The sequence below is a fragment of the Flavobacterium lindanitolerans genome, from assembly GCF_002846575.1.
In the GTDB taxonomy this organism is placed as follows: domain Bacteria; phylum Bacteroidota; class Bacteroidia; order Flavobacteriales; family Flavobacteriaceae; genus Flavobacterium; species Flavobacterium lindanitolerans.
Genome location: NZ_PJND01000008.1, coordinates 227,553 through 246,904 on the forward strand (window position 1 = coordinate 227,553; position 19,352 = coordinate 246,904).

Sequence of the window (19,352 nt, forward strand, 5' to 3'; positions counted from 1 at the left end):
AAGTTTCATAGCAAAGTGTTTAAAGGATGGCTGGAATAAATGTAATAAAAAACCCGTGCCTGGCACGGGTTTAAAAATTATTTATTTCTTAATCAGCTTTTTAGTATCTACTATCTTACCATTACTTATCAGGGCTACCGTATAAAGGCCGCTTGGATAATTGGAGATATCTATGCTAATTTCAGTATTTTTTACATCCAGGATGTAATTGTTAGAGGCTCTGTTTGCACCATAGCTTCCAATGATTGACAGATAGGCAGAATTTGTGTCGTTCAGCTTGTATCCTACTGTAACATTGTCTTGCGCAGGGTTAGGAGCAATACCTCCTAAAGTACTAGGATTAAGTGTTACGGCTACTTCGGCATAATCTTTAGTTCCGTCTGCCAGGGCTACTACTTCAAGCTTGTATTTCTTAGCAATGTCTACCGCTACTGTCAGATCTTTTCCCTGATAGATAAGTTTGCCATCAGCATACCAATTGTAAATCACTGCTTCATTTAACTGTGCTGCACTGAAGGTAATGATTTCGTCCCTATCTGCTTTTTTATCGCCTCCTGCATCAGCAGAAAGTCTTCTGCCTTCAGTTTTTCCTTTATTAACCAGATAGGTCTCGCCACCTACCACGTTTCCGGTTTCAAGGTCGCGTTGCACAATATGGTAAACAAACTGCTGTGGCCTGGCTTCATCGTTCGTAAAATTAAAGGTCAGATTAAGCGTTCCCAGTTCTTCAGGCTGGAACACGATGTTATTCAGAGTGGCATAGTTTGACCTGACCAGGTATGCCATTCTTTCCCGACCTTCAACAAATCCACGGGCTAGTCCGCCGCCTTGCTGCCATGCTCTGTAAAGCCTTTCATCCATTTTAATAGCTACCTGAGCTTGCTCAAAAATAGGTCGCACGCCAGGAATGTCTTCGGCAATAAATTCTAATAAATATTTTTTAGGAACTCTGACAGGATTACCAACTCCTACAACACCTCCTATGCTTCCGTTAGCCAATACATCGACAACGGTTACGTTTTTCCACGCAATATTATTGTTGTTCTTAACATTCATATTGAGGTCTGCTGTTTCCGGGAAGGTCATCGGGTCATTGGCGGCTTCAATTCGTGTTAGCAGACAGAAATGCCATGGTTCGGGATTGATAGGCGCATAGTCGGCAGGGTTTGGAACGTTCCATGCAAAGGCTATAATGGTTTCTTCTCCCGGTTGAAGTACCGGAATCGGGATTCCTGCCAACGCTCCAATCTGTTTGCCCATTAGCACACCGCCTACGTAATAGGTTCCGTTCCAACTCAACGGCCAAGCCAATGAGGTTCCGGCCTTTGCCCAATATAGTTTTAAGCGTTCACTTCCTGTTGAAGCCACACAGCTTTTGTTTCTTACACGTACATAAACATAGTTTGGGTTAGTTGGGCTATAATCCGGATTTTGATGTACCAAACCGTTATCATTATAATTTCGTACCCAGATATCTTCACTGGCCCACATGTATGGCGAGATGGTATTCGGTTCAATTCCTAAATCACCGGGACTATCTTTTACATACAAATCTAAGGTTGGTGAATACATCTGCTGCGCAAGTTGTACGGCAGCATAGGCGTCTATCAATCCATAACCTAACTGTTCGTTCCATGTTCCGTTACCTCTTCCTGCTGTGGGTGAAAAGACATAGCTTGGCAATTTTTGAGAAGTGCTTTCTATAATGTCGCGTACTTGCTGACCTGTAAGACATGGATTTACTGAAAGAATCAGGGCTACCAATCCGGTTACGTGCGGTGCTGCCATTGAAGTACCGTCCATCGATCCCACGCTGTTGGTTGGAAGTGTAGACAGAATATTGCTACCTGGGGCTACTACGTCTAGTTTTGGACCATAACCCGAAAAGCTGGATCTTGATCCTGAAGAGGTGATCGATCCTACAGTCAGAATATTATCGTGAAAGTTACCCGGATAATCCATTACCGGCCCGCCGCCGCCATAGTTTCCTGCTGCAAAAACCACAAGGGTTCCTTTTCCTCCCCTGCCGTTTGTCATAGCGTTGACGATGGCATTTTCCAAAGCCAAACTATACAGCTGGGCATAAAATATTCCACCCTGGTCGCCCCAGGAATTGTTAATTACATCTGCTCCATTTGCTACGGCCCAGTTAATACCGCCAGCCAGTTGTAATGAGATGCCCGGAACAACCCCTAATGAGTGGCTTACTGAAATTAGTTTTGATTTTGGTGCTACTCCAACTACCTGAAGGTTGTTGTCTTTTATGGCTCCTACAGTTCCTGCCACATGGGTACCGTGTGTATTACCCGAGATAAAAACGCTAGGACTTGAACCACTCTGTGCGTCAAAACTCAAAGGTGAGATGTTGGCAGCCAGGTCATTGTGTGGCTTGTAGATTCCCTGATCAAGGATGGCTACATTCACGCCATTTCCCTGTGAAAGCGTCCAGGCCTGACAGGCGTTGATATCGACATTTGGGTTGGCACTGTTGTTAAGCCCCCAAAGACTGCCAAAGTTAGTGTCGTTAGTACAAACAGACCTGAAATTGAACATGAATGCCGGGTCAATACCTTCAAACTGTCCGGTTTCATAAAACAGGTTCGCCATCTGCAGTGAGTTGCTTTGGTTTTCCGGCTCTACTGCCATCACGTACCATAAAGGCATTCCATAAATCTGCTGTACGATTTTTACATTATTCTCTGAGGCCATCTTTTTAAGCAACTCAAATCCTCTTTCGTCTTTCAGTTTTACATAAAAAAGGCTGGAAGTTCCAATAGAAGGCGCATTAGGTCTTTTAAAGAAAAGCGAAACGCTTTTGATTCCCTTAACCTTTCTCAGGTCGCTGATGGCCTTTTCAAAGTCGGCTGCAGAAGGTTCTGACAGGAATTCCAGTTTTCCAAACTTTTGATGCTCACCTGTAGAGTTGTCGTCCTGCAATGTTACGTCTTTAAACTTAAATCCTACAAGAGCCGATTTCTCAAAGTCGGCTGAAGTATTGATGTTCAGAAATTTCCGGTCGAGGTTGAGGGCGATTTTTTGGTCTTTATAATAATAGAAGTAGCTATTTTTTTGGGCATTCATCCCAATAACACTCATAAATAAAACGAGTAATAGTGTGTAAATTTTATTGTTCATGATTTCATAGTTTAGGTTTCTAATTGTTTTAGGTATGCTAAAAGGCAACCTCAGTTCATGGGGGATGAATTGACTTTAGATTCATCTGTAGAAAGGTGGGTATGTTTAGTAAGTTTGCCATAGTATATAGTAGAGGTGGTAGCTCTTTATATAACCGTTAAAAATGCAAATCCTTAAAATTCAATAGGTTTACCGAATTTACGATACACAAAAAGCCTATCCTTACGGCTTTCCCCATCTGGTCCTTTTTTCTGAAAATGAACGTCTAATCTTACGTATTTTTAGTCTGCGCGTAGTTTTAAAAAAAGGGGCTGAATACCCGTTTTTGTTTGTTTTTTCTTAAAAATCGTTATGGGTTTATTTTGAAAAAGACTTCTTGATTTTTTTAAAAAATTTTTTTTTTATTATTTCCAAAAAATGACCTAATTACGTTTTTCCTCAATAAAAAAAGACAAATAACTGTACTTCAAAATATTACACACAATCACAAGGTTCGAATTTGTATCCAAATGTTTACAAAACATAAAAAAAGAGGCATTTTAGCCTCTTTTTTTATTCGGAATAATTTGACACTAAAGTCCGATAATTTTGATACCAAATTTACCGGTCTACTGTGCTTTTGAACTCTCCAATCTTCTAATGCCTTTACTGGCTGTTCCTCTCATTTATAATCTCGGACAAAATCTGATACGACACAACTCTATCCTTATGCGCATGCATATTGGAAACTACCATAAGTTCATCGACACCGATTTCTAAAAGGAATTTATCCAATTGCTTGGCAACCGCTTCTTTTCGTCCTACAAATGAGTATTTAAGCATCTCTCGTACCGCAGGATTATGCTGTATCATCATTAGCTCGTCGGTCATTTCCATTGGTGGTTGGAGTGCTTCTCTTTTTCCTGTAAGGATACCGAGGAACATGCGAATGAGCGATGTAAAATTTCTTTCTGCTTCATCGTCGGTATTAGCCGCTATGACATTGACTCCGGCAATGGTATAAGGCTTGTCAAGCCACTCCGATGGTTGGAACTCCTTTCTGTATATATCCAACGCCTCTTGCAGCAAACCGGTAGCAAAATGGCTTGCAAAAGCATAAGGCAGTCCCATTTTTGCAGCAAGGTGTGCACTGTCCAGACTGGAGCCTAAAATATACAGCGGTACATTCACTCCTTCAGCCACAACCGCTCGTACCTGCGACCACTCATTCTCATTTGAAAAATACTTTTGTATCTGCTTAATCTCTCCCGGAAAATTGTGTACTGACTGCATTCTGTCACTACGTATGGCATGCGCCGTAATCTGGTCAGTACCCGGTGCCCTGCCCAATCCCAAATCAATTCGATTTGGATAAAGCCTGCCGAGCGTACCAAACTGCTCTGCCACGATAAGCGGCGAATGGTTGGGCAGCATAATACCTCCGGAACCTACCCTTATGGATTTGGTATTTCCGGCTATGTGCCCGATAAGAACCGATGTAGCTACACTCGCTACATGAATCATATTATGATGTTCTGCCAGCCAGAATCGCTTGTAACCCATTTCTTCTGTTTTTTGGGCAAGGTCTACGCTATTCTTAAATGTCTGTTCTATTGTCACCCCGCTCGATACGATAGCCAGTTCCAATATCGAGTAGGCTGTTTTTTTATTTGTTGTTTCCATAGTGTGTTATGCATCTAATTGTTTCAGATGCCTTAGCTTATCAGTGTCTGCAAGCTTAGAAAACCGTTCCATGATAAGCTTTAATTTGGGATTGATATAAAGTTCGCAAAAAGGTTTTTGCGGGTCATTAAAATAATAATCCAACAACTCCTCTCTGCTTGAGGTAAATGCCCCGTAGGGCAATACTTTTGTAATGATAGTACTTTCAAACTCTGGTTGTAGGGTTTCGATGGCTTCTTTGGCCGATTCTGCATCCTGAACATTAAATGTATAGATGGCAGAGCGATATTTGCCACGCATTGAATGTTGTGAGGTACTGCTGTGAGTATGCAGATGGATAGCAATAAGTGTATCGAAGGAAATAATATCGTCATTATATTCGACAATCACTCCTTCTGAAAATGACATATCTGAACCAGTTGAGGCAATCCAACCCTGTTGCACAGACACTATGCCTTTTAACGAGGAAAATACAGCCTCAGTACACCAATGGCATCCACCACCAAATCCCGCCTGCCTAATCATGCTTATTTTAATTCTCCTTCCTTCGTGTCTTTCAGCCTGTTCTTAAAAAGTTCCCTGAATTTTCTTAGTTTCGGATTGATAACCGCCTGGCAATAGCCTTCCTGAGAATTATTGGAATAATAATCCTGATGGTATTCTTCCGCTTTATAAAAGTATTCCAATGGGGCCACTTCTGTAACAATAGGTTCATCGTAGACTGCCTGGATTTCCGCAATGACTTGCTCCGCCTCTTTTTTCTCAGCTTCATTCCTGTAAAAGATAGCGCTTCTGTACTGTGTGCCAACGTCGGCTCCCTGCCTGTTCAAAGTTGTCGGGTTATGCGTGCTCAGGTGTATGCGAAGCAAATCACCATAGGTTATTTCATCAGGATTGTAAGTCACTTCTATAACTTCGGCATGGCCTGTCAGTCCGCTACAAACTTCCCTGTAAGTAGGATTTGCAATTTTGCCACCGCTATAGCCGCTTTCTACTTTCGTGACACCTTTCAGTTGGTTAAATACTGCTTCGGTACACCAAAAACAGCCTCCTCCAAAAGTCGCTTTTCTTTCGTTACTTTCTACCTTTTTAAGGGCTACAGCGTTCATGCAATATCTTAATCCACCAGGACCCGGCCCATCAGGAAAAACATGTCCTAAATGCGCATCGCAGGTATTGCATGTGGTTTCAACACGCACCATTCCATAACTTATATCCTTATGGTAGGCAATGGCGTTTTCGGTGACGGGCTGAGTAAACGATGGCCAACCGGTACCGCTTTCAAATTTTTCATTGGCATCAAAAAGCAATGTCCCGCAGCAAACGCAGGCATATTTTCCCGGTTCAAACAGGGAACACATCTCTGAACTATGCGCCCGCTCAGTGCCTTTTAAGCGGGTAATCCTGAACTCCTCAGGCGTAAGCAGCTTTTGCCACTCATCATTTGTTTTTATAACTTTTTTGTCTGGAACGGGGTTACCGGTGCCGGCAAACCGTATGATATCAATCCATTTTAGCATTTTTAATTTCCTTTCTTTTTTTACTTAGGATTATGTAATGTATAGTATAAAAAGTATGCCAAATAGGGTTTGGTTGTTTATCTGTAAAAAATCAGCCCTTTTGTCATGTTCAAAAAAATGGAAAAATCATGTGCCAAATTATAAATCTGGCGGCCAATAGCCGCCAGTTAAAGAATCAGTTATTTTTCAAAATGCAGGCTTAAAAACCATATATGCCACCTCCAACACTAATTTTCTCGCCGGTAATCCATGCGGCATCATCGGAGGCAAGAAATACGGCCACTTTTGCAATATCATCTGGCTGGCCAGTACGGCCGAGTGGTGTTTTAGAAACAAAACTTGCTTCGGCCTCACTACCAATAAATCCCGCACTATGAGAGCCCTCAGTCTCTACTATGCCCGGAAGAATTGAATTGATACGGATGTTCCTGCCGGAAAATTCCTTAGACAACGCAATCGTAATGGCATCCAATGCCGTTTTTGTTGCAGAATATACAGAACCAGTAGGCAAAGGCGAATTGCTTGCACCCGAACTGATATTGATAATGTTTCCACCCTTATCTCCAAAAAGCTTAAGGGATTCCTGAATTGCAAATATCGATCCCAGCACATTAATATTGAATGATTTATGAAAAGTTTCCGCAGATATCTGTTCGATTGGTTCATACAAATAAACGCCCGCGTTGTTCACTAAAATGTCCAGTGAGCCGAATGTATTTCTGGTTTCTTCAAATATTCTTGCCACATCGGCTTCTTTCGACACGTCACCCTGAACGGCTATGGCAGTTCCTCCCTGCTCAGTAATTGCCCTAACTACTTTGTCTGCTCCTTCTTTGCTCGAAGCATAATTTACTACCACCTTTGCGCCCTCAGCTGCAAAATATTTTGCTATCGAAGCCCCTATTCCTTTAGATGCTCCTGTAACTATAGCTACCTTGTCTTTTAATTTACTCATTTTTTAATCTGTTTAAAATTTTGAAATACAAAGCTATATACATCTGATTTATTTAAGTAACTTTGTAACCAAAAGTAACAGTAACCTTGAGGTAACAAAGTAACAACAGCATGGAATGCACACCCCGTATAGAAGAACAGCATAAAAAGGAAATGATGGCCGTTCAGGATTCAATGGATGTATTGAACGGTAAATGGAAAATAGCGATACTCTCCTCTATCTGCTACTACAATAAGAGACGATTTTCAGACATACTGAATGATGTTAAAGGTATTTCCAACAAGATGCTAAGTAAAGAGTTAAAAGAATTGGAAATAAATAAATTGGTCCGACGTACAGTTCTGAACACACAGCCTATTTCGGTATTGTATGAGCTTACGGAACATGGCCTTACCCTTAAAACACTAATCACCCATTTGGTAGAATGGGGAATTCAGCATCGAAAAGAAATTACTAAGAAATAGCCGATAACACCTCTATATCTTAGGTAGCAGACATTCATAAAACAGGGCTGTATGGAATGCGGTCAAAATACTTCCACCACATAAATTGTTTGATTTTTGCAATTATCGCTTTGTTTATTACAAAAAAAGAAATGACTACACAGACTAACTTTGTCTTATAATTTTTAATTTTAAAAAAACAAAGATCATGAATAAAATAGCATTAGTTACAGGAGGTAGTCGCGGACTCGGAAAAGACATGGCTCTTAATCTTGCCAAAAAAGGAATTGATGTCATCCTGACTTATAACAGCAATAAAGACGCAGCAGATAAAGTTGTTTCTGAAATTGAAAGCATGGGACAAAAAGCACTTGCCGTACAATTAGATGTAAGCCAACCGAATACTTTTGATACTTTTTTTGGTGAATTGGAAAAAGTCCTGAATCCAAAATTTGGTACTTCTAAATTTGACTTTCTTATAAATAATGCCGGAACAGGTGTTGCAGCGGTATTTACTGAAACTTCTGAAGAACAGTTTGATGAAATGATTAACGTTCAATTCAAAGGTCCATTTTTCTTTACCCAGAAAGCCCTTAACCACGTGAATGATGGCGGAGGAATCGTAAACGTTTCATCCGGACTGACACGCATTATCATTCCTTATTATCCGGTTTATGCCTCTGTAAAAGCTGCCATGGAAAACCTGACCAAATACCTGGCAAAAGATTTGGGTGTAGCACGTAAAATCCGTGTCAATATTGTTGCTCCTGGCGCTATAGAAACTGATTTTGGAGGTGGAGTTGTACGCGATAATCAGGAAATGAATACGTTGATTGCATCGCAAACCGCTCTAGGGCGTGTGGGACAGCCAACGGATATAGGTAGCGTGGTAGCCTTTCTTTGTACCGATGAAGCAAAATGGATTACTGCCCAACGTATTGAAATTTCAGGCGGGCAAAGTCTGTAATAATTATGAAGATATAAAAATGGGCACTTAATTATAAGTGCCCATTACTTTTAAAGAATACTACTACTTTAGCTAATCTTCTGCATCTTGATTTTTCCTGAGTATACCCTTTTCTACGCTTTCATTTAATAAACGTTCGGCATAGCTCCAGATTGAGGCAGAACCGTCCTTTATTGCTTTTTTCTTATTGTAGACGGTATGATATTCCACATCATATTCTGCCCACGTTCCTCCATTATTGCTTGTATTTTGTAACAATGGCTCAAAACGGTCCATAGCCCGTGCAAATTTGGCTTCGTCAGTATTACCCGCTTCAAATTCTTCCCAGATGGCTATGAATTCCTGTGCCTGTTTTTCGGGTAAAAGTCCAAAAATGCGTTTTGCAGCCAGCAGTTCTTCATCCGTATTGGTATGATTTTTTGAAGTATCGTATATGAAAGTATCTCCGGCATCAATTTCCACCAAATCATGTATCAATACCATTTGTACAACCTTAAGTATATTAACCGGTTTATCCGAATGTCCGGCCAGAACGAGTGCCATCATGGCCAGGTGCCAGCTATGTTCGGCATCATTTTCATGCCTGTCGCTTTGAAATAATCGGGTCCTGCGCTGAATGTACTTTAGTTTGTCAATTTCTTTGATAAAAGCCACTTGCTTCAGCAAATCATTTGTGTCCATTTTTTTTAATTTAGATACTCCGATACCGGTTTAAAGTCAGTATAAATATACTTCAATTATGGCTTATGCGGCTTTACGTCATTTGAAATTTTCAATCCTTTTTAATTACAGATACATTGACTTTTTTCTGCCTGATATATTGATAAACAGAACCGGCAATAAAAAGAAGAAAAAGAGCCAAAAGTGTCTGCCCAATTATTGGGTCGCTGATGTCCTTTGCCAAAGGATGTCCGATTGGAATTCTTGTAAATGTTTCGTTCACGGTAGGTACCAACGACAGAAAAAAACTAAACGACAAAAGAAAGTTTTCGAAATACCGGGCTCTGTTACTGGCTTTCTTTTTTGAAAATAAAAGATAGGCAACAACCAGTAAAAGGACAATGAATATAGAAAATGCATGTCCTGCATTAAAGCCACCGTGTTTTGAAATACCCAATGCACTTAAACTGGTGACGAGTGTTGTATAAAAATACATACTTCCTGATAATTCCCCCAGATTAATTTTGCCATATTTGATAAAGCCTGTTAATGCGGCTACAATTGCCACGATACCAATAATCGTGTGAAAAATTCCTAAGCTTGATAATCCCATTCTGATACTTTTTAATGATTACAGCTGCAAAGTTCTATCAGAAGTAAGAAAATGGTTTTGGGAATTAGTTCAATTATTTGGCATTTTAGTCCATAAAAAAGCGTTCCCCCATCCTTTTGGAAATGCTTCGTTTTTATACTATTATCTGTCAGTTATCTTTTGTCCCGTTTCTGTAATTTGTGGGAGTAACGTTATATTTATCGCTGAAACTTTTGGTAAAGTTAGCCAGGTCATTAAACCCGCAATCAAATGCGATATCGGTAATTCGCTGGTCTGAAACCCGCAACAATTGCGCAGCTTTTTCGAGCCTTTTGTTTTTAATGTAATTCGCCGGACTATCATTGTATAGTTTGGCAAATTCCCTTTTGAAGGAAGAAACGCTTAAATTATTCTGCTCTGCCAGCTGTTCAATTGTTAATTGCGAAAACAGATTGGCTTCAATAACCTGTTTGAAAGTATAAGTCGTAGGAGAAAAAAGCTGTGAAAGGATAATTTGTACGGCTTCTGCATTCTGCGTTTGCGATAGCAAAAGTATGATTTCCTTTAGTTTCAATACCAGTATATCCTCATTGATGAGCGACGGATTTTCAAAATAGAAGAGCAATCCCTCAATATATTTTTGGATTAGGAAGTCGTTATTTATTTTTTCATTAGACTTGTTTGAAACAATATTTTTTGGAGCATGAAGCAATGCCGGCAATTCTCTGTCGTAGATTTTCTTCAATATATCCGGATAAAACGTAACGATTACAATTTCGCATGTGCTTGACGGCTCAGGATTACGAAGCTGCTTTCCGGATGTGATGCAGTTTAACAATAGGGAATAATTGGCCGGGATATTTATTTGCTCTGTATCTACCTGATATTGGAATTCTCCCTGCAAAACATAGAGGAAACAAGCCTGTTCTGTAACCGGAAAATCAAATTTAAATGGTGCCGTAAGTGCAATTTTTTGCAGCAGTGTTTTGCCAAATAAGTCGTGTTTCTTATAATCGTTTACCATAACAGCTTGAATTCCGTTTAATTTAAAGATTTTGCAATTCCTTTTCTATCAGATTCAAAGAAAAACGGAGCGCATTTATTCGTCGCACCATCAATGTATGCTGCGGTGAATTTTCTTTTAATTTGGCAAATGCCTTCTCACATTTGTTTAATATGGAGTCGAGAGATTTCTTTGCTTCAATAAGTTCGTCCGGGGTAAAGCTTGTCATGCGATAAGGTATTTGTAGCAACAAAGATACTATCAGATGAGTAAATCTCATTCAAAAGTATGGATTTATCCATAAGTATAAAAAACAAAGTAACAGCCAATTAACTATTTTATCATTTAACGAACTAAAATTACAGTTGTATAACTAAAAAATTAGTTTTATGTTTGGATATCATTAATCATCAATCAAAACATGAAACAGTTTACATTATTTTTTATGCTGCTAATCATCAGCAACTTTGCCTATGCGCAAAAAAAACAATCCGAAAGACTCGACAGTCTTTTTACAGTACTCTATCAACAAAACCAGTTTAACGGGACGGCTCTTATTGCCGAAAAGGGAAAGATTATCTTTAAAAAGAGCTATGGAATTGCCAATGAGGACACCAAAGCGCCTATCAATGAAAAGACAATATTTGAGCTTGCCTCCTGCTCCAAACAATTTACGGCCACAGCCATAGTTTTGCTTAAAAGAGAAGGCAAATTGCAATATACCGACAAGATTTCGAAATATTTGCCGGAGCTTGGCTTTTGGGAGAATGTCACTATCTATGATTTATTAAGGCACACCAGCGGAATTCCTGATTTTTTAAAGTACATGCCAGACAACTGGAACCACAACAAAATAGCCGATAATAATGACCTAATCAAAGTGCTTGCCGCTAAAAAAGACACCTTAGAATTTACTCCAAAAAGCAGACATAGTTATAGCAATTCCAATTATATTCTTTTAGGCAGTATCGTAGAAAAGGTATCCGGTAAAAAGTTTCCTGATTTCTTATCGGATAGAGTCTTTAAGCCTTTAAAGATGAAAAATACGTTTGTGTATTGCAGACATAAATACCCTAAAAAGATTGACAATTTTGCTTATGGTTATGTGTGGGAAGATGGCGGGTTTAAGAAAATCCTTGAAGAGAATAGCCAACGCGAAATCTCGGAAGTCTATTATCTGGATGCCATACTTGGTACATCAAAAGTTCATTCCAATGCAGAAGATCTTTATACATGGATGACCAGCCTGAAGAACAACACGCTTCTCACGAAGAAAGAGTTTGATGAAATGACGGAAATTACCAAAACGTCTAATGGCAGGGATGTAGCTTACGGGTTTGGATTAGACCTCAGGAAAGGCGAAAATAAATTCACATTCGGACATACCGGAAGTTGGGACGGTTATAGTACTTTTATGCTTCATGATGTGGTAAAGGACAGGACGTTTATTATACTGCAAAATTTCCATTTTGGTGCCGTACCTTATACCAATATGTTCCAGATAATGGAAGATAAACCGCTTCAATTACAATATCCTAAGAAAATTGCACTATCAGATGATGAAATAGCTCAGTATACCGGTACCTATACCAATGAAGAAGGCGAAACCCATATTATCACCAGTAAAGAAAAGCACTTACTTTATAATACTCCGACAGTTTCATGGAATATGAGATTTTTTCCTTATTCCGATCATGAATTTAGGGGAATCAGGCAAGCCGGTGCTGATGCCGTATTAAACTTTACCAAACTTGACAACGGAGATATAAAACTGGAAATGTTTCAGGATAAACAAATTGTAGGTACCGGAGTCAGAAAAGGGAAATAACAAGGATTGAGAAATTTTCCGGATTGTATATTCCGATTATGCAATGGCAAATTATAACAAAAGAGGCTCCCGGCCTCTTTTGTTACATATCCGAACTTTAATGGGTGTTTATTATAACCAGATTAAAAAATGAATATCAATCCGCAGAAAGTTCCATAAACATTTTACGGGCTCCCATATTTATTTCCTGCCCCAGAAGTTTGCGGGTTTTTGAATCAATGTAAAATATAACGGTGGATTGATTATCCGTTATATCGTCTGTTACCTCTACCGTCCATACATCTTTATCCTTATAGATATCTTTACGGGTATTTTTGATATGGGCTTTCATTATGCCCTTGCCTGCCTGTGGATTGTAATCGAAAATTGAGATGCTTGTTTTATAATTTTCTTTTAACGGTAGCCAACGAATCAACTGCGGATAAATATTACTGTCAAAATAAGAACCTTCTGCCATTTCATTAATTTCTGTCTTTTCATTAGTGGGTTTACGCAGATAATATCCTGTTATTGTTTTTCCAAACTGTAAAACCATATCCCTTTGCCCGTTAAAGGAAGAATGAGCTATAGGTAAAAGATTCGGGAGTTTTGCCCGGGTGGAATCAATCCAATCTGATGTTGAATTTACCATCTTTACTTTTGTGGTGATAAGAACTTCGCTTTTTGATTTCTTGATTTCGGTAAAAATCTTTGCAATCATTATCTTTTTATCTTCCCGCATAGTATACCAATCCATAGTATATTGCTCATTATTGATAAGTTTGCTGTTAATTTCATTACGTAATGGGGTCTGAAGGTCTGTTTGGGCGTTCAAGCCGGTATATTGCAACGCAAATAAGATGATAAAGACGAGGTATTGTGTAGTCATAAATAATTGGGCTTACTATTTTATTGGATTTTTATTTCTATTTCTGCCATGAAGTATCCAAAATTACAATATTTTTATTCTGATATTGAAACTATTAAAAAATTGTAATAAATCTGAATTGCGTCCCCCGGTTATCAAAAAAAAGTACTTTTATCAAACCATTGTCTAGGATTAATTTTCCTTATTATGGTCTTCATAAACAAGGTCAATTATTTTTTCAAGAGCTCCTTTAATCTGTTGACTCCCCTCCTTTTTTGTCAAATCGATTCCACAAAATGTTTCAGCATTCACCCCTTTATACAAATTCAGATAGTAGATCCCAGAAATTAGTATTGCCATGATGGCTCTGTATTGCAGGGCGTTTTCGGCAAAATAGGGGTCTGCAATCTGGTTAAAAAGCTGCTCGCCATTGCGCTCGCGTTCATCGGCAATATTTCTTAGCGAGTTACGCTTTTCAGCCACACCCCAAAGCAATATTTTCTGAAGGTTTTTATTACTGGCAACATAATCAAATTGTTGTGTGAGTAGCTGTTTCGAAAATTCTTGTCCTCCGTCGACAATTTCCGGAGCCGTATTGCCATCAACATTACTCCAGAAATCAAGCGAACTGATGTATTCGTCAATGAGTTGGTCTGTTCCACCAAAATAATTATAAATCATTTTTTTATCAACTCCGGCTGTGGCAGCAATATCATTTACTTTCAGACCTGAATAACCTTTGGTTTCCAGGATTTTGCCCACGGCTTCCAAAAACTTTTCCTTACTCCTTTCTTTATTCCGGATATTACCAGCAACTGCTTTCCTTTCCATAGCGATTATTAATGTGTCTGCAATTTAGCAAAATTCGACAACTATTTAGACACTATTTAGTGTTTTATTTTTATACCTTTGCGGAAAATAGACCCATAATGATAAATGCAATCACCAAAAAGGTAAAAACAATTACCCTAATCTTCCTCTGTTTTATAGGACAAACAGCAGATGCACAGAATAAACTTGATGCTTATTTCAACCACCTTCAAGCCAACAATAAAATGATGGGAAGTGTGGCCATATCGTTAAATGACAGTATCGTCTACAAAAAAGCAATTGGTTATTCCAATGTAGATGCGAAGACAAGCAATACAACCGATACAAAATTTCGTGTGGGTTCCATCACCAAAACCTATACGGCTGTGCTGGCATTGAAAGCGGTAGAAGAAGAACTTCTTACACTGGATACAAAACTGAGCCATTACTATCCGGAGGTAAAAAATGCGGAGAAGATAACCATTGAGTACTTACTAAAGCAACGAACAGGCATTTACAATTTTACTGAAATTGCAGGTGAAGTTGAATGGGGACAGCAATTTCATACACAACAAGAATTCATCAATTACTTTGTCAACCAAAAAAGCAATTTTGAACCTGGTTCCGAATACGAATACAGCAATACCAATTATGCCCTATTGGGATTCATACTCGAGAAAATTTATGGCAAAACCTATGCTGAAATCTTAGACGAAAAAATTGTCAGGCCGCTGCATTTGCACAATACCTATTACAGTTTTGAAACAGACGAAACTAAAAACGAAGCACTTTCCTATAATATTCAGGACAAGTATGTCAGAAATGAGAAAACCAATTTCTCCAATCATCCGGCAAGCGGCGGAATCGTATCCACTCCAACAGAGCTAAACAAGTTTCTTTTTGCCCTGTTTAACGGCAAACTTATTACGCCGGAAAGCCTTAAAATAATGCTTCCTGAGGAGAAAGGCGCTTATGGGATGGGAATCATAAAATTAAGTTTTAAAAATCCGGAAGGCTATACGCATAGCGGAAGAGTGGAAAACTACATTTCAGATTACTATTATTTCCCGGACGAAAACATAGGGATTGTTTCCTTAACCAATGCTGTTAATATTAACACCGATGAAGTCATGAATACAATGTTAATGTATCTTTATAGAAAAACTCCCGAATTAGCTAATTTTAATGCAACTGCTGAGGTTTCAGAAAAAGATTTCATGCCTATAAAAGGTACCTATTATTTAAAAGAAACCCATGCAACGGTAACCATTTCATCTGACGGTCAAAACGTAATTTTTCAGGATTCCAGAGCCGGACAGATGTATGTTCCGCTAACATATAAAGCCAAAAATGAGTTTGAATATGAAGATTTAAAACTTTCGTTTGTTCCTAAAAAGAAAGAAATGATTTTTGAGCAAGGTGGTGTAAAGGTTGTTTATAAGAAGAAATAAACCCCGGATATAAAAAAACTGTTGAAATTAAAAAGAGGCTGTTATGCCTCTTTTTGTATTTAGAAAATTAACTGACAGTAACCATGTTCAGCATTTTATTTCCCCGTTACTAATTTCGCCACAACTTCTTTCTTTTCGTTATCAAGCATAAGGCTGTTGTTTTCGATACGATAGCTTTTTACTTGTTTGAATACTTTAAAGAATTCGCCTTCAATACCAAGATTTGGACAGGCCATCATGGTTGCTCCGCCTTCAGACAATTCAATACCGTCTGCATCTTTTAGTTTATAGCTGCCTGAAAAATTGTTACAGCCTCCATTTCCGGTTAGCTTGCCGGTTCCTTTTTGAAAAACCATAAGCGGTTCTTTTTTGAAAGTAGTATCTAACTTAATCGCTTTTCCGTTTAATTCCTGCAGCTTCCATTCTTTATCGAACAAATCTATGGTTGCAGCAGCCGCCGGTTGAACTTCTTCGGTAGTAACACTTTCTTCCATTTTGTTTTCTTCTTTTTTATTACAGGCAAATGCTGCAAAGGCCAATGCAATAATTAAAATGTTTTTTTTCATACTCTTTTGGTTTTAAGTTTATTAATTGGGTTTATTATTTAGGTTGTAAATTGTCCTGTATCTTCCATTTACTCTGTAAAAGTTACGGTCAATTTTTTATAAAAATATCTATAACAGATGTTTTACTTTTTCAGAGCCTTTAAAGCATCATTATATATTTTCTGTATGCTTTTTTTCTCTTCTTTTTTGATAATACCCTCTATCGCCGGCAATAAATCTTTATTGTATTCTGTCCTTAATTTCAGAATTTCACCCAATGCAAATGCAGCACTCCAACGGACCACCGTTCCTTCATGCGCTGTGTTGATAAGCAAATGGGCAATTGGGGTTTTCAATCTTGTGTTAAACAGATGGGCAATATTGCCTATTACTTTGGCACTCTCCCATTTTATTCTTGGCACCTTGGAAGTAAGTGTATCGGTTACAAAATTTAATACATTCTCATTCGCAATTTCCGGATGCTCTTTCGTAGCATATTCCAGGGCTTCAATACAGGTTGCCATTGCAGAGTCCTTTTGGCTTTCTGCAAAAGCAATAAGCTCGTCAACAGGCAGTGATTTTTCCATAATCCACTTGCTTATTATTTCTGTTTTTTCTTTAGACTTTATCGCCTTGTCTTTTAAAAGCTCTTCTATTGTCATCGTGATTTGTATAATTATTTTACTTAAACCGAGCTCCAGATAATAACAAATTTATTAAAAACTTAGACATGTAACCGTTTTACAACTAACCTAAATAATAAAATAATTATTTTTAACAACCAAAAAACATTTTATAACTTGCATGAAGGCTAACAGTTCCAATCATGACCAAACAAGACACTCAAAAACGAAGTGAAGAAATTACCCAAAACTATTTTCAGTTTCTGGACAGGCATATAGCCGACGTGGTTACCGGAAAAGTGACCGACTTTATGGAAATTAACCAGATAGCCAGCGAATTATTTGTTTCTCACAAGCACCTGACGGATACTATCCAACAGGAAACAGGACATCATCCCTGTCATTTTTATGACCTGAAGATTATCGACCAGGCAAAAAAAATGTTGAAAGAAACAAACCTACCCGTTGCAGAGATTGCAAAAATACTGACCTACGACCCTTCTAATTTTTCCAAGTTTTTTAAAAAATTTACGGGACAGGCTCCCGGAACATTCCGGAAAACATAAGCCAATTCATGGAAACTTTGCGGCTCTGCGGCTTTGCGTGAAATTAGTTGCTCGCAAAGCCGCAGAGCCGCAAAGGGAAATTATTGAAAGTAAGCCCGTTCTTTTCATTGATCTTTAAATCTGTGCAATCATTTTAATCTGTGGCTAAAAATCATGACCGGAGCGAGTACTCAAAATTACTTTTCTATAAACTTCCGAAAAGTTCACCATAATTAAAAAACGGACTCTTCTCACCTTTGTCTTATCAATTTGTAACTCATTAAACAACAAATACAATGGCAAGAAACGATTTAAAAGGAAAAGTGGTTTTGATTGCAGGTGGTGCAAAAAACCTGGGAGGTTTATTAAGCCGAGATTTTGCGGCTAAAGGTGCGAAAGTGGCAATTCATTACAACAGCAGCAGTACAAAAGCTGATGCGGAAAAAACATTAGCTGAAATCCAAAATGCCGGAGGAACGGCTTTTCTGTTTCAGGCAGACCTGACAAAAGTAGATAACATTAAAAAACTCTTTGAAGAAACGAAAGCAAAATTTGGAGGTATAGACATTGCTATCAATACCGTGGGAATGGTTCTGAAAAAGCCTTTTTTGGATACAACAGAAGCAGAATACGACACCATGTTCGACATCAATTCTAAAGTAGCTTATTTCTTTATACAGGAGGCCGGAAAAAAGGTAAACGACAACGGTAAAATCTGTACGATAGTAACTTCGCTTTTAGCAGCCTACACCGGATTGTATTCCACCTATGCCGGAGCAAAAGCACCGGTTGAACATTTTACCCGAATGGCTTCCAAAGAATTTGGTTCAAGAGGAATTTCGGTAACCGGAGTAGCTCCCGGCCCAATGGATACACCTTTTTTCTACGGACAGGAGAGCAAGGATGCAGTGGCCTACCATAAATCGGCTTCTGCTTTGGGTGGCCTGACCAATATTAAAGACATAGCTCCTTTGGTTGAGTTTCTGGTAACTGACGGATGGTGGATTACCGGACAGACCATCTTCGCAAATGGCGGATATACGACCCGATAATTTTTTATCAAAACGGCTGATATTTTCAGCAAATTCAATTTATCACTCTGGCATACCTCATCTCAAAAAAATTTTGGTATAGCCGGAGTTTTTTTAGTAATAGAAGGATTATACAATTCCGAAATCAAATATTTCTTACTAAAAAGAAATTTATTAAAGAAAAAAATTACCTTTAACCTTCCAAAAATACCCCAAGCCCTGCCAAATCTTCAACAATTAAAACTTAATAGTATGAATGCTTCAATTTCATCAGGCAAGCTGACGCCTATAAGCGCACAGCAAATTTCTCAAATCAATTTTGAAACTCTTAATGTAATAGGCGTAATTGACCCTTCGGAACTTTTAACCCCTATGGTTTCTGCAGAAATCGATTTGACCGACAAGGGCCCGGTCTTAAATGTAAGAATGGTTATCCTTATTCCGAAAACACTTTTGGGGAAAGCTCCGGTTGAACTCTTCCTTGACCTGGATAATGCTGCCCAAAATGAATTAAGGTTAGTGTTAAACTACGAAAGTGCCGAAAAGACTCCTAAAGATTATCTAGCCTGGTTTGTCAGCTATGCCCATGATATAAAAGATGGAGAGCAGGAAATCAAAAGTATCAGAACTTTTACGCAGAACACCCATTTTGAAGATGCCAACCCAAAAACTTCAAGAGGAACAGTAACCCACGTATTGCAAAGCTAGGAACGAAATTATTGCCACTGCACCACC

The 19,352-nt window shown here is 38.6% G+C and carries 20 protein-coding genes; 7 read left to right on the top strand and 13 right to left on the bottom strand.

Annotated features, from left to right (window positions below):
- Nucleotides 1-81: 81 nt before the first annotated feature.
- From B0G92_RS10910 to B0G92_RS10930, 5 genes are all read right to left on the bottom strand, one after another.
- On the bottom strand, nt 82-3,135 hold the full coding sequence (locus B0G92_RS10910; protein ID WP_101472219.1) for a S8 family serine peptidase: 3,054 nt from the start codon (nt 3,133-3,135) through the stop codon (nt 82-84).
- A 645-nt stretch (nt 3,136-3,780) separates the two neighbouring features.
- Nucleotides 3,781-4,797: an LLM class flavin-dependent oxidoreductase gene (locus B0G92_RS10915; RefSeq protein WP_101472220.1), complete on the bottom strand. Its 1,017-nt coding sequence runs from the start codon at nt 4,795-4,797 to the stop codon at nt 3,781-3,783.
- A gap of 6 nt (nt 4,798-4,803) precedes the next feature.
- Nucleotides 4,804-5,322, bottom strand: a complete 519-nt coding sequence (locus B0G92_RS10920; protein WP_101472221.1) for a peptide-methionine (S)-S-oxide reductase — start codon at nt 5,320-5,322, stop codon at nt 4,804-4,806.
- A gap of 2 nt (nt 5,323-5,324) precedes the next feature.
- Entirely contained in the window at nt 5,325-6,317 is a 993-nt protein-coding gene (locus B0G92_RS10925) for a bifunctional methionine sulfoxide reductase B/A protein (RefSeq protein WP_101472222.1), read from the bottom strand.
- Between the two features lie 199 nt (nt 6,318-6,516).
- Complete coding sequence (locus B0G92_RS10930; RefSeq protein ID WP_101472223.1) at nt 6,517-7,272, bottom strand: SDR family NAD(P)-dependent oxidoreductase; 756 nt, start codon at nt 7,270-7,272, stop codon at nt 6,517-6,519.
- Between the two features lie 110 nt (nt 7,273-7,382).
- Between B0G92_RS10930 and B0G92_RS10935 the strand changes: the two genes are divergently transcribed.
- The gene (locus tag B0G92_RS10935; protein WP_245867817.1) at nt 7,383-7,736 is read left to right on the top strand and encodes a winged helix-turn-helix transcriptional regulator; all 354 of its coding nucleotides are present in this window, start codon (nt 7,383-7,385) and stop codon (nt 7,734-7,736) included.
- Between the two features lie 187 nt (nt 7,737-7,923).
- Nucleotides 7,924-8,682 (top strand): SDR family oxidoreductase, encoded by a 759-nt coding sequence (locus B0G92_RS10940; protein WP_101472224.1) that lies wholly within the window; start codon nt 7,924-7,926, stop codon nt 8,680-8,682.
- A gap of 72 nt (nt 8,683-8,754) precedes the next feature.
- Here the strand turns inward: B0G92_RS10940 and B0G92_RS10945 are convergent, their stop codons facing one another.
- The 4 genes from B0G92_RS10945 to B0G92_RS10960 all read right to left on the bottom strand — a co-directional run bounded on the left by B0G92_RS10945 (nt 8,755) and on the right by B0G92_RS10960 (nt 11,166).
- Nucleotides 8,755-9,363, bottom strand: a complete 609-nt coding sequence (locus B0G92_RS10945) for an HD domain-containing protein (RefSeq protein WP_101472225.1) — start codon at nt 9,361-9,363, stop codon at nt 8,755-8,757.
- 91 nt (nt 9,364-9,454) lie between these two features.
- Entirely contained in the window at nt 9,455-9,955 is a 501-nt protein-coding gene (locus tag B0G92_RS10950; RefSeq protein ID WP_101472226.1) for a hypothetical protein, read from the bottom strand.
- A 148-nt stretch (nt 9,956-10,103) separates the two neighbouring features.
- A complete protein-coding gene (locus B0G92_RS10955) occupies nt 10,104-10,958 on the bottom strand; it encodes a helix-turn-helix domain-containing protein (protein WP_101472227.1) in 855 nt (284 codons plus the stop codon).
- Between the two features lie 22 nt (nt 10,959-10,980).
- Nucleotides 10,981-11,166: a hypothetical protein gene (locus B0G92_RS10960; protein WP_101472228.1), complete on the bottom strand. Its 186-nt coding sequence runs from the start codon at nt 11,164-11,166 to the stop codon at nt 10,981-10,983.
- A 192-nt stretch (nt 11,167-11,358) separates the two neighbouring features.
- On the opposite strand from B0G92_RS10960, the gene B0G92_RS10965 reads away from it, so the two are divergent.
- Nucleotides 11,359-12,765 (top strand): serine hydrolase domain-containing protein, encoded by a 1,407-nt coding sequence (locus B0G92_RS10965; protein WP_101472229.1) that lies wholly within the window; start codon nt 11,359-11,361, stop codon nt 12,763-12,765.
- A 136-nt stretch (nt 12,766-12,901) separates the two neighbouring features.
- Here B0G92_RS10965 and B0G92_RS10970 read toward each other — a convergent pair whose 3' ends face one another.
- Nucleotides 12,902-13,633: a DUF3108 domain-containing protein gene (locus B0G92_RS10970; protein WP_101472230.1), complete on the bottom strand. Its 732-nt coding sequence runs from the start codon at nt 13,631-13,633 to the stop codon at nt 12,902-12,904.
- A 171-nt stretch (nt 13,634-13,804) separates the two neighbouring features.
- Nucleotides 13,805-14,443: a TetR/AcrR family transcriptional regulator gene (locus B0G92_RS10975; RefSeq protein ID WP_101472231.1), complete on the bottom strand. Its 639-nt coding sequence runs from the start codon at nt 14,441-14,443 to the stop codon at nt 13,805-13,807.
- A gap of 98 nt (nt 14,444-14,541) precedes the next feature.
- Between B0G92_RS10975 and B0G92_RS10980 the strand changes: the two genes are divergently transcribed.
- The gene (locus tag B0G92_RS10980; RefSeq protein ID WP_180326430.1) at nt 14,542-15,873 is read left to right on the top strand and encodes a serine hydrolase domain-containing protein; all 1,332 of its coding nucleotides are present in this window, start codon (nt 14,542-14,544) and stop codon (nt 15,871-15,873) included.
- A 95-nt stretch (nt 15,874-15,968) separates the two neighbouring features.
- Here the strand turns inward: B0G92_RS10980 and B0G92_RS10985 are convergent, their stop codons facing one another.
- Together B0G92_RS10985 and B0G92_RS10990 are read right to left on the bottom strand one after the other, a co-directional pair.
- On the bottom strand, nt 15,969-16,439 hold the full coding sequence (locus B0G92_RS10985) for an META domain-containing protein (protein ID WP_101472233.1): 471 nt from the start codon (nt 16,437-16,439) through the stop codon (nt 15,969-15,971).
- A 122-nt stretch (nt 16,440-16,561) separates the two neighbouring features.
- Entirely contained in the window at nt 16,562-17,080 is a 519-nt protein-coding gene (locus B0G92_RS10990) for a hypothetical protein (RefSeq protein ID WP_101472234.1), read from the bottom strand.
- Between the two features lie 164 nt (nt 17,081-17,244).
- Between B0G92_RS10990 and B0G92_RS10995 the strand changes: the two genes are divergently transcribed.
- The 3 genes from B0G92_RS10995 to B0G92_RS11005 all read left to right on the top strand — a co-directional run bounded on the left by B0G92_RS10995 (nt 17,245) and on the right by B0G92_RS11005 (nt 19,325).
- On the top strand, nt 17,245-17,607 hold the full coding sequence (locus B0G92_RS10995; RefSeq protein WP_101472235.1) for a helix-turn-helix domain-containing protein: 363 nt from the start codon (nt 17,245-17,247) through the stop codon (nt 17,605-17,607).
- A gap of 275 nt (nt 17,608-17,882) precedes the next feature.
- Nucleotides 17,883-18,638: an SDR family oxidoreductase gene (locus tag B0G92_RS11000; protein WP_101472236.1), complete on the top strand. Its 756-nt coding sequence runs from the start codon at nt 17,883-17,885 to the stop codon at nt 18,636-18,638.
- Nucleotides 18,639-18,869: 231 nt separating this feature from the next.
- Nucleotides 18,870-19,325 (top strand): hypothetical protein, encoded by a 456-nt coding sequence (locus B0G92_RS11005; RefSeq protein ID WP_101472237.1) that lies wholly within the window; start codon nt 18,870-18,872, stop codon nt 19,323-19,325.
- Nucleotides 19,326-19,352: the final 27 nt, after the last annotated feature.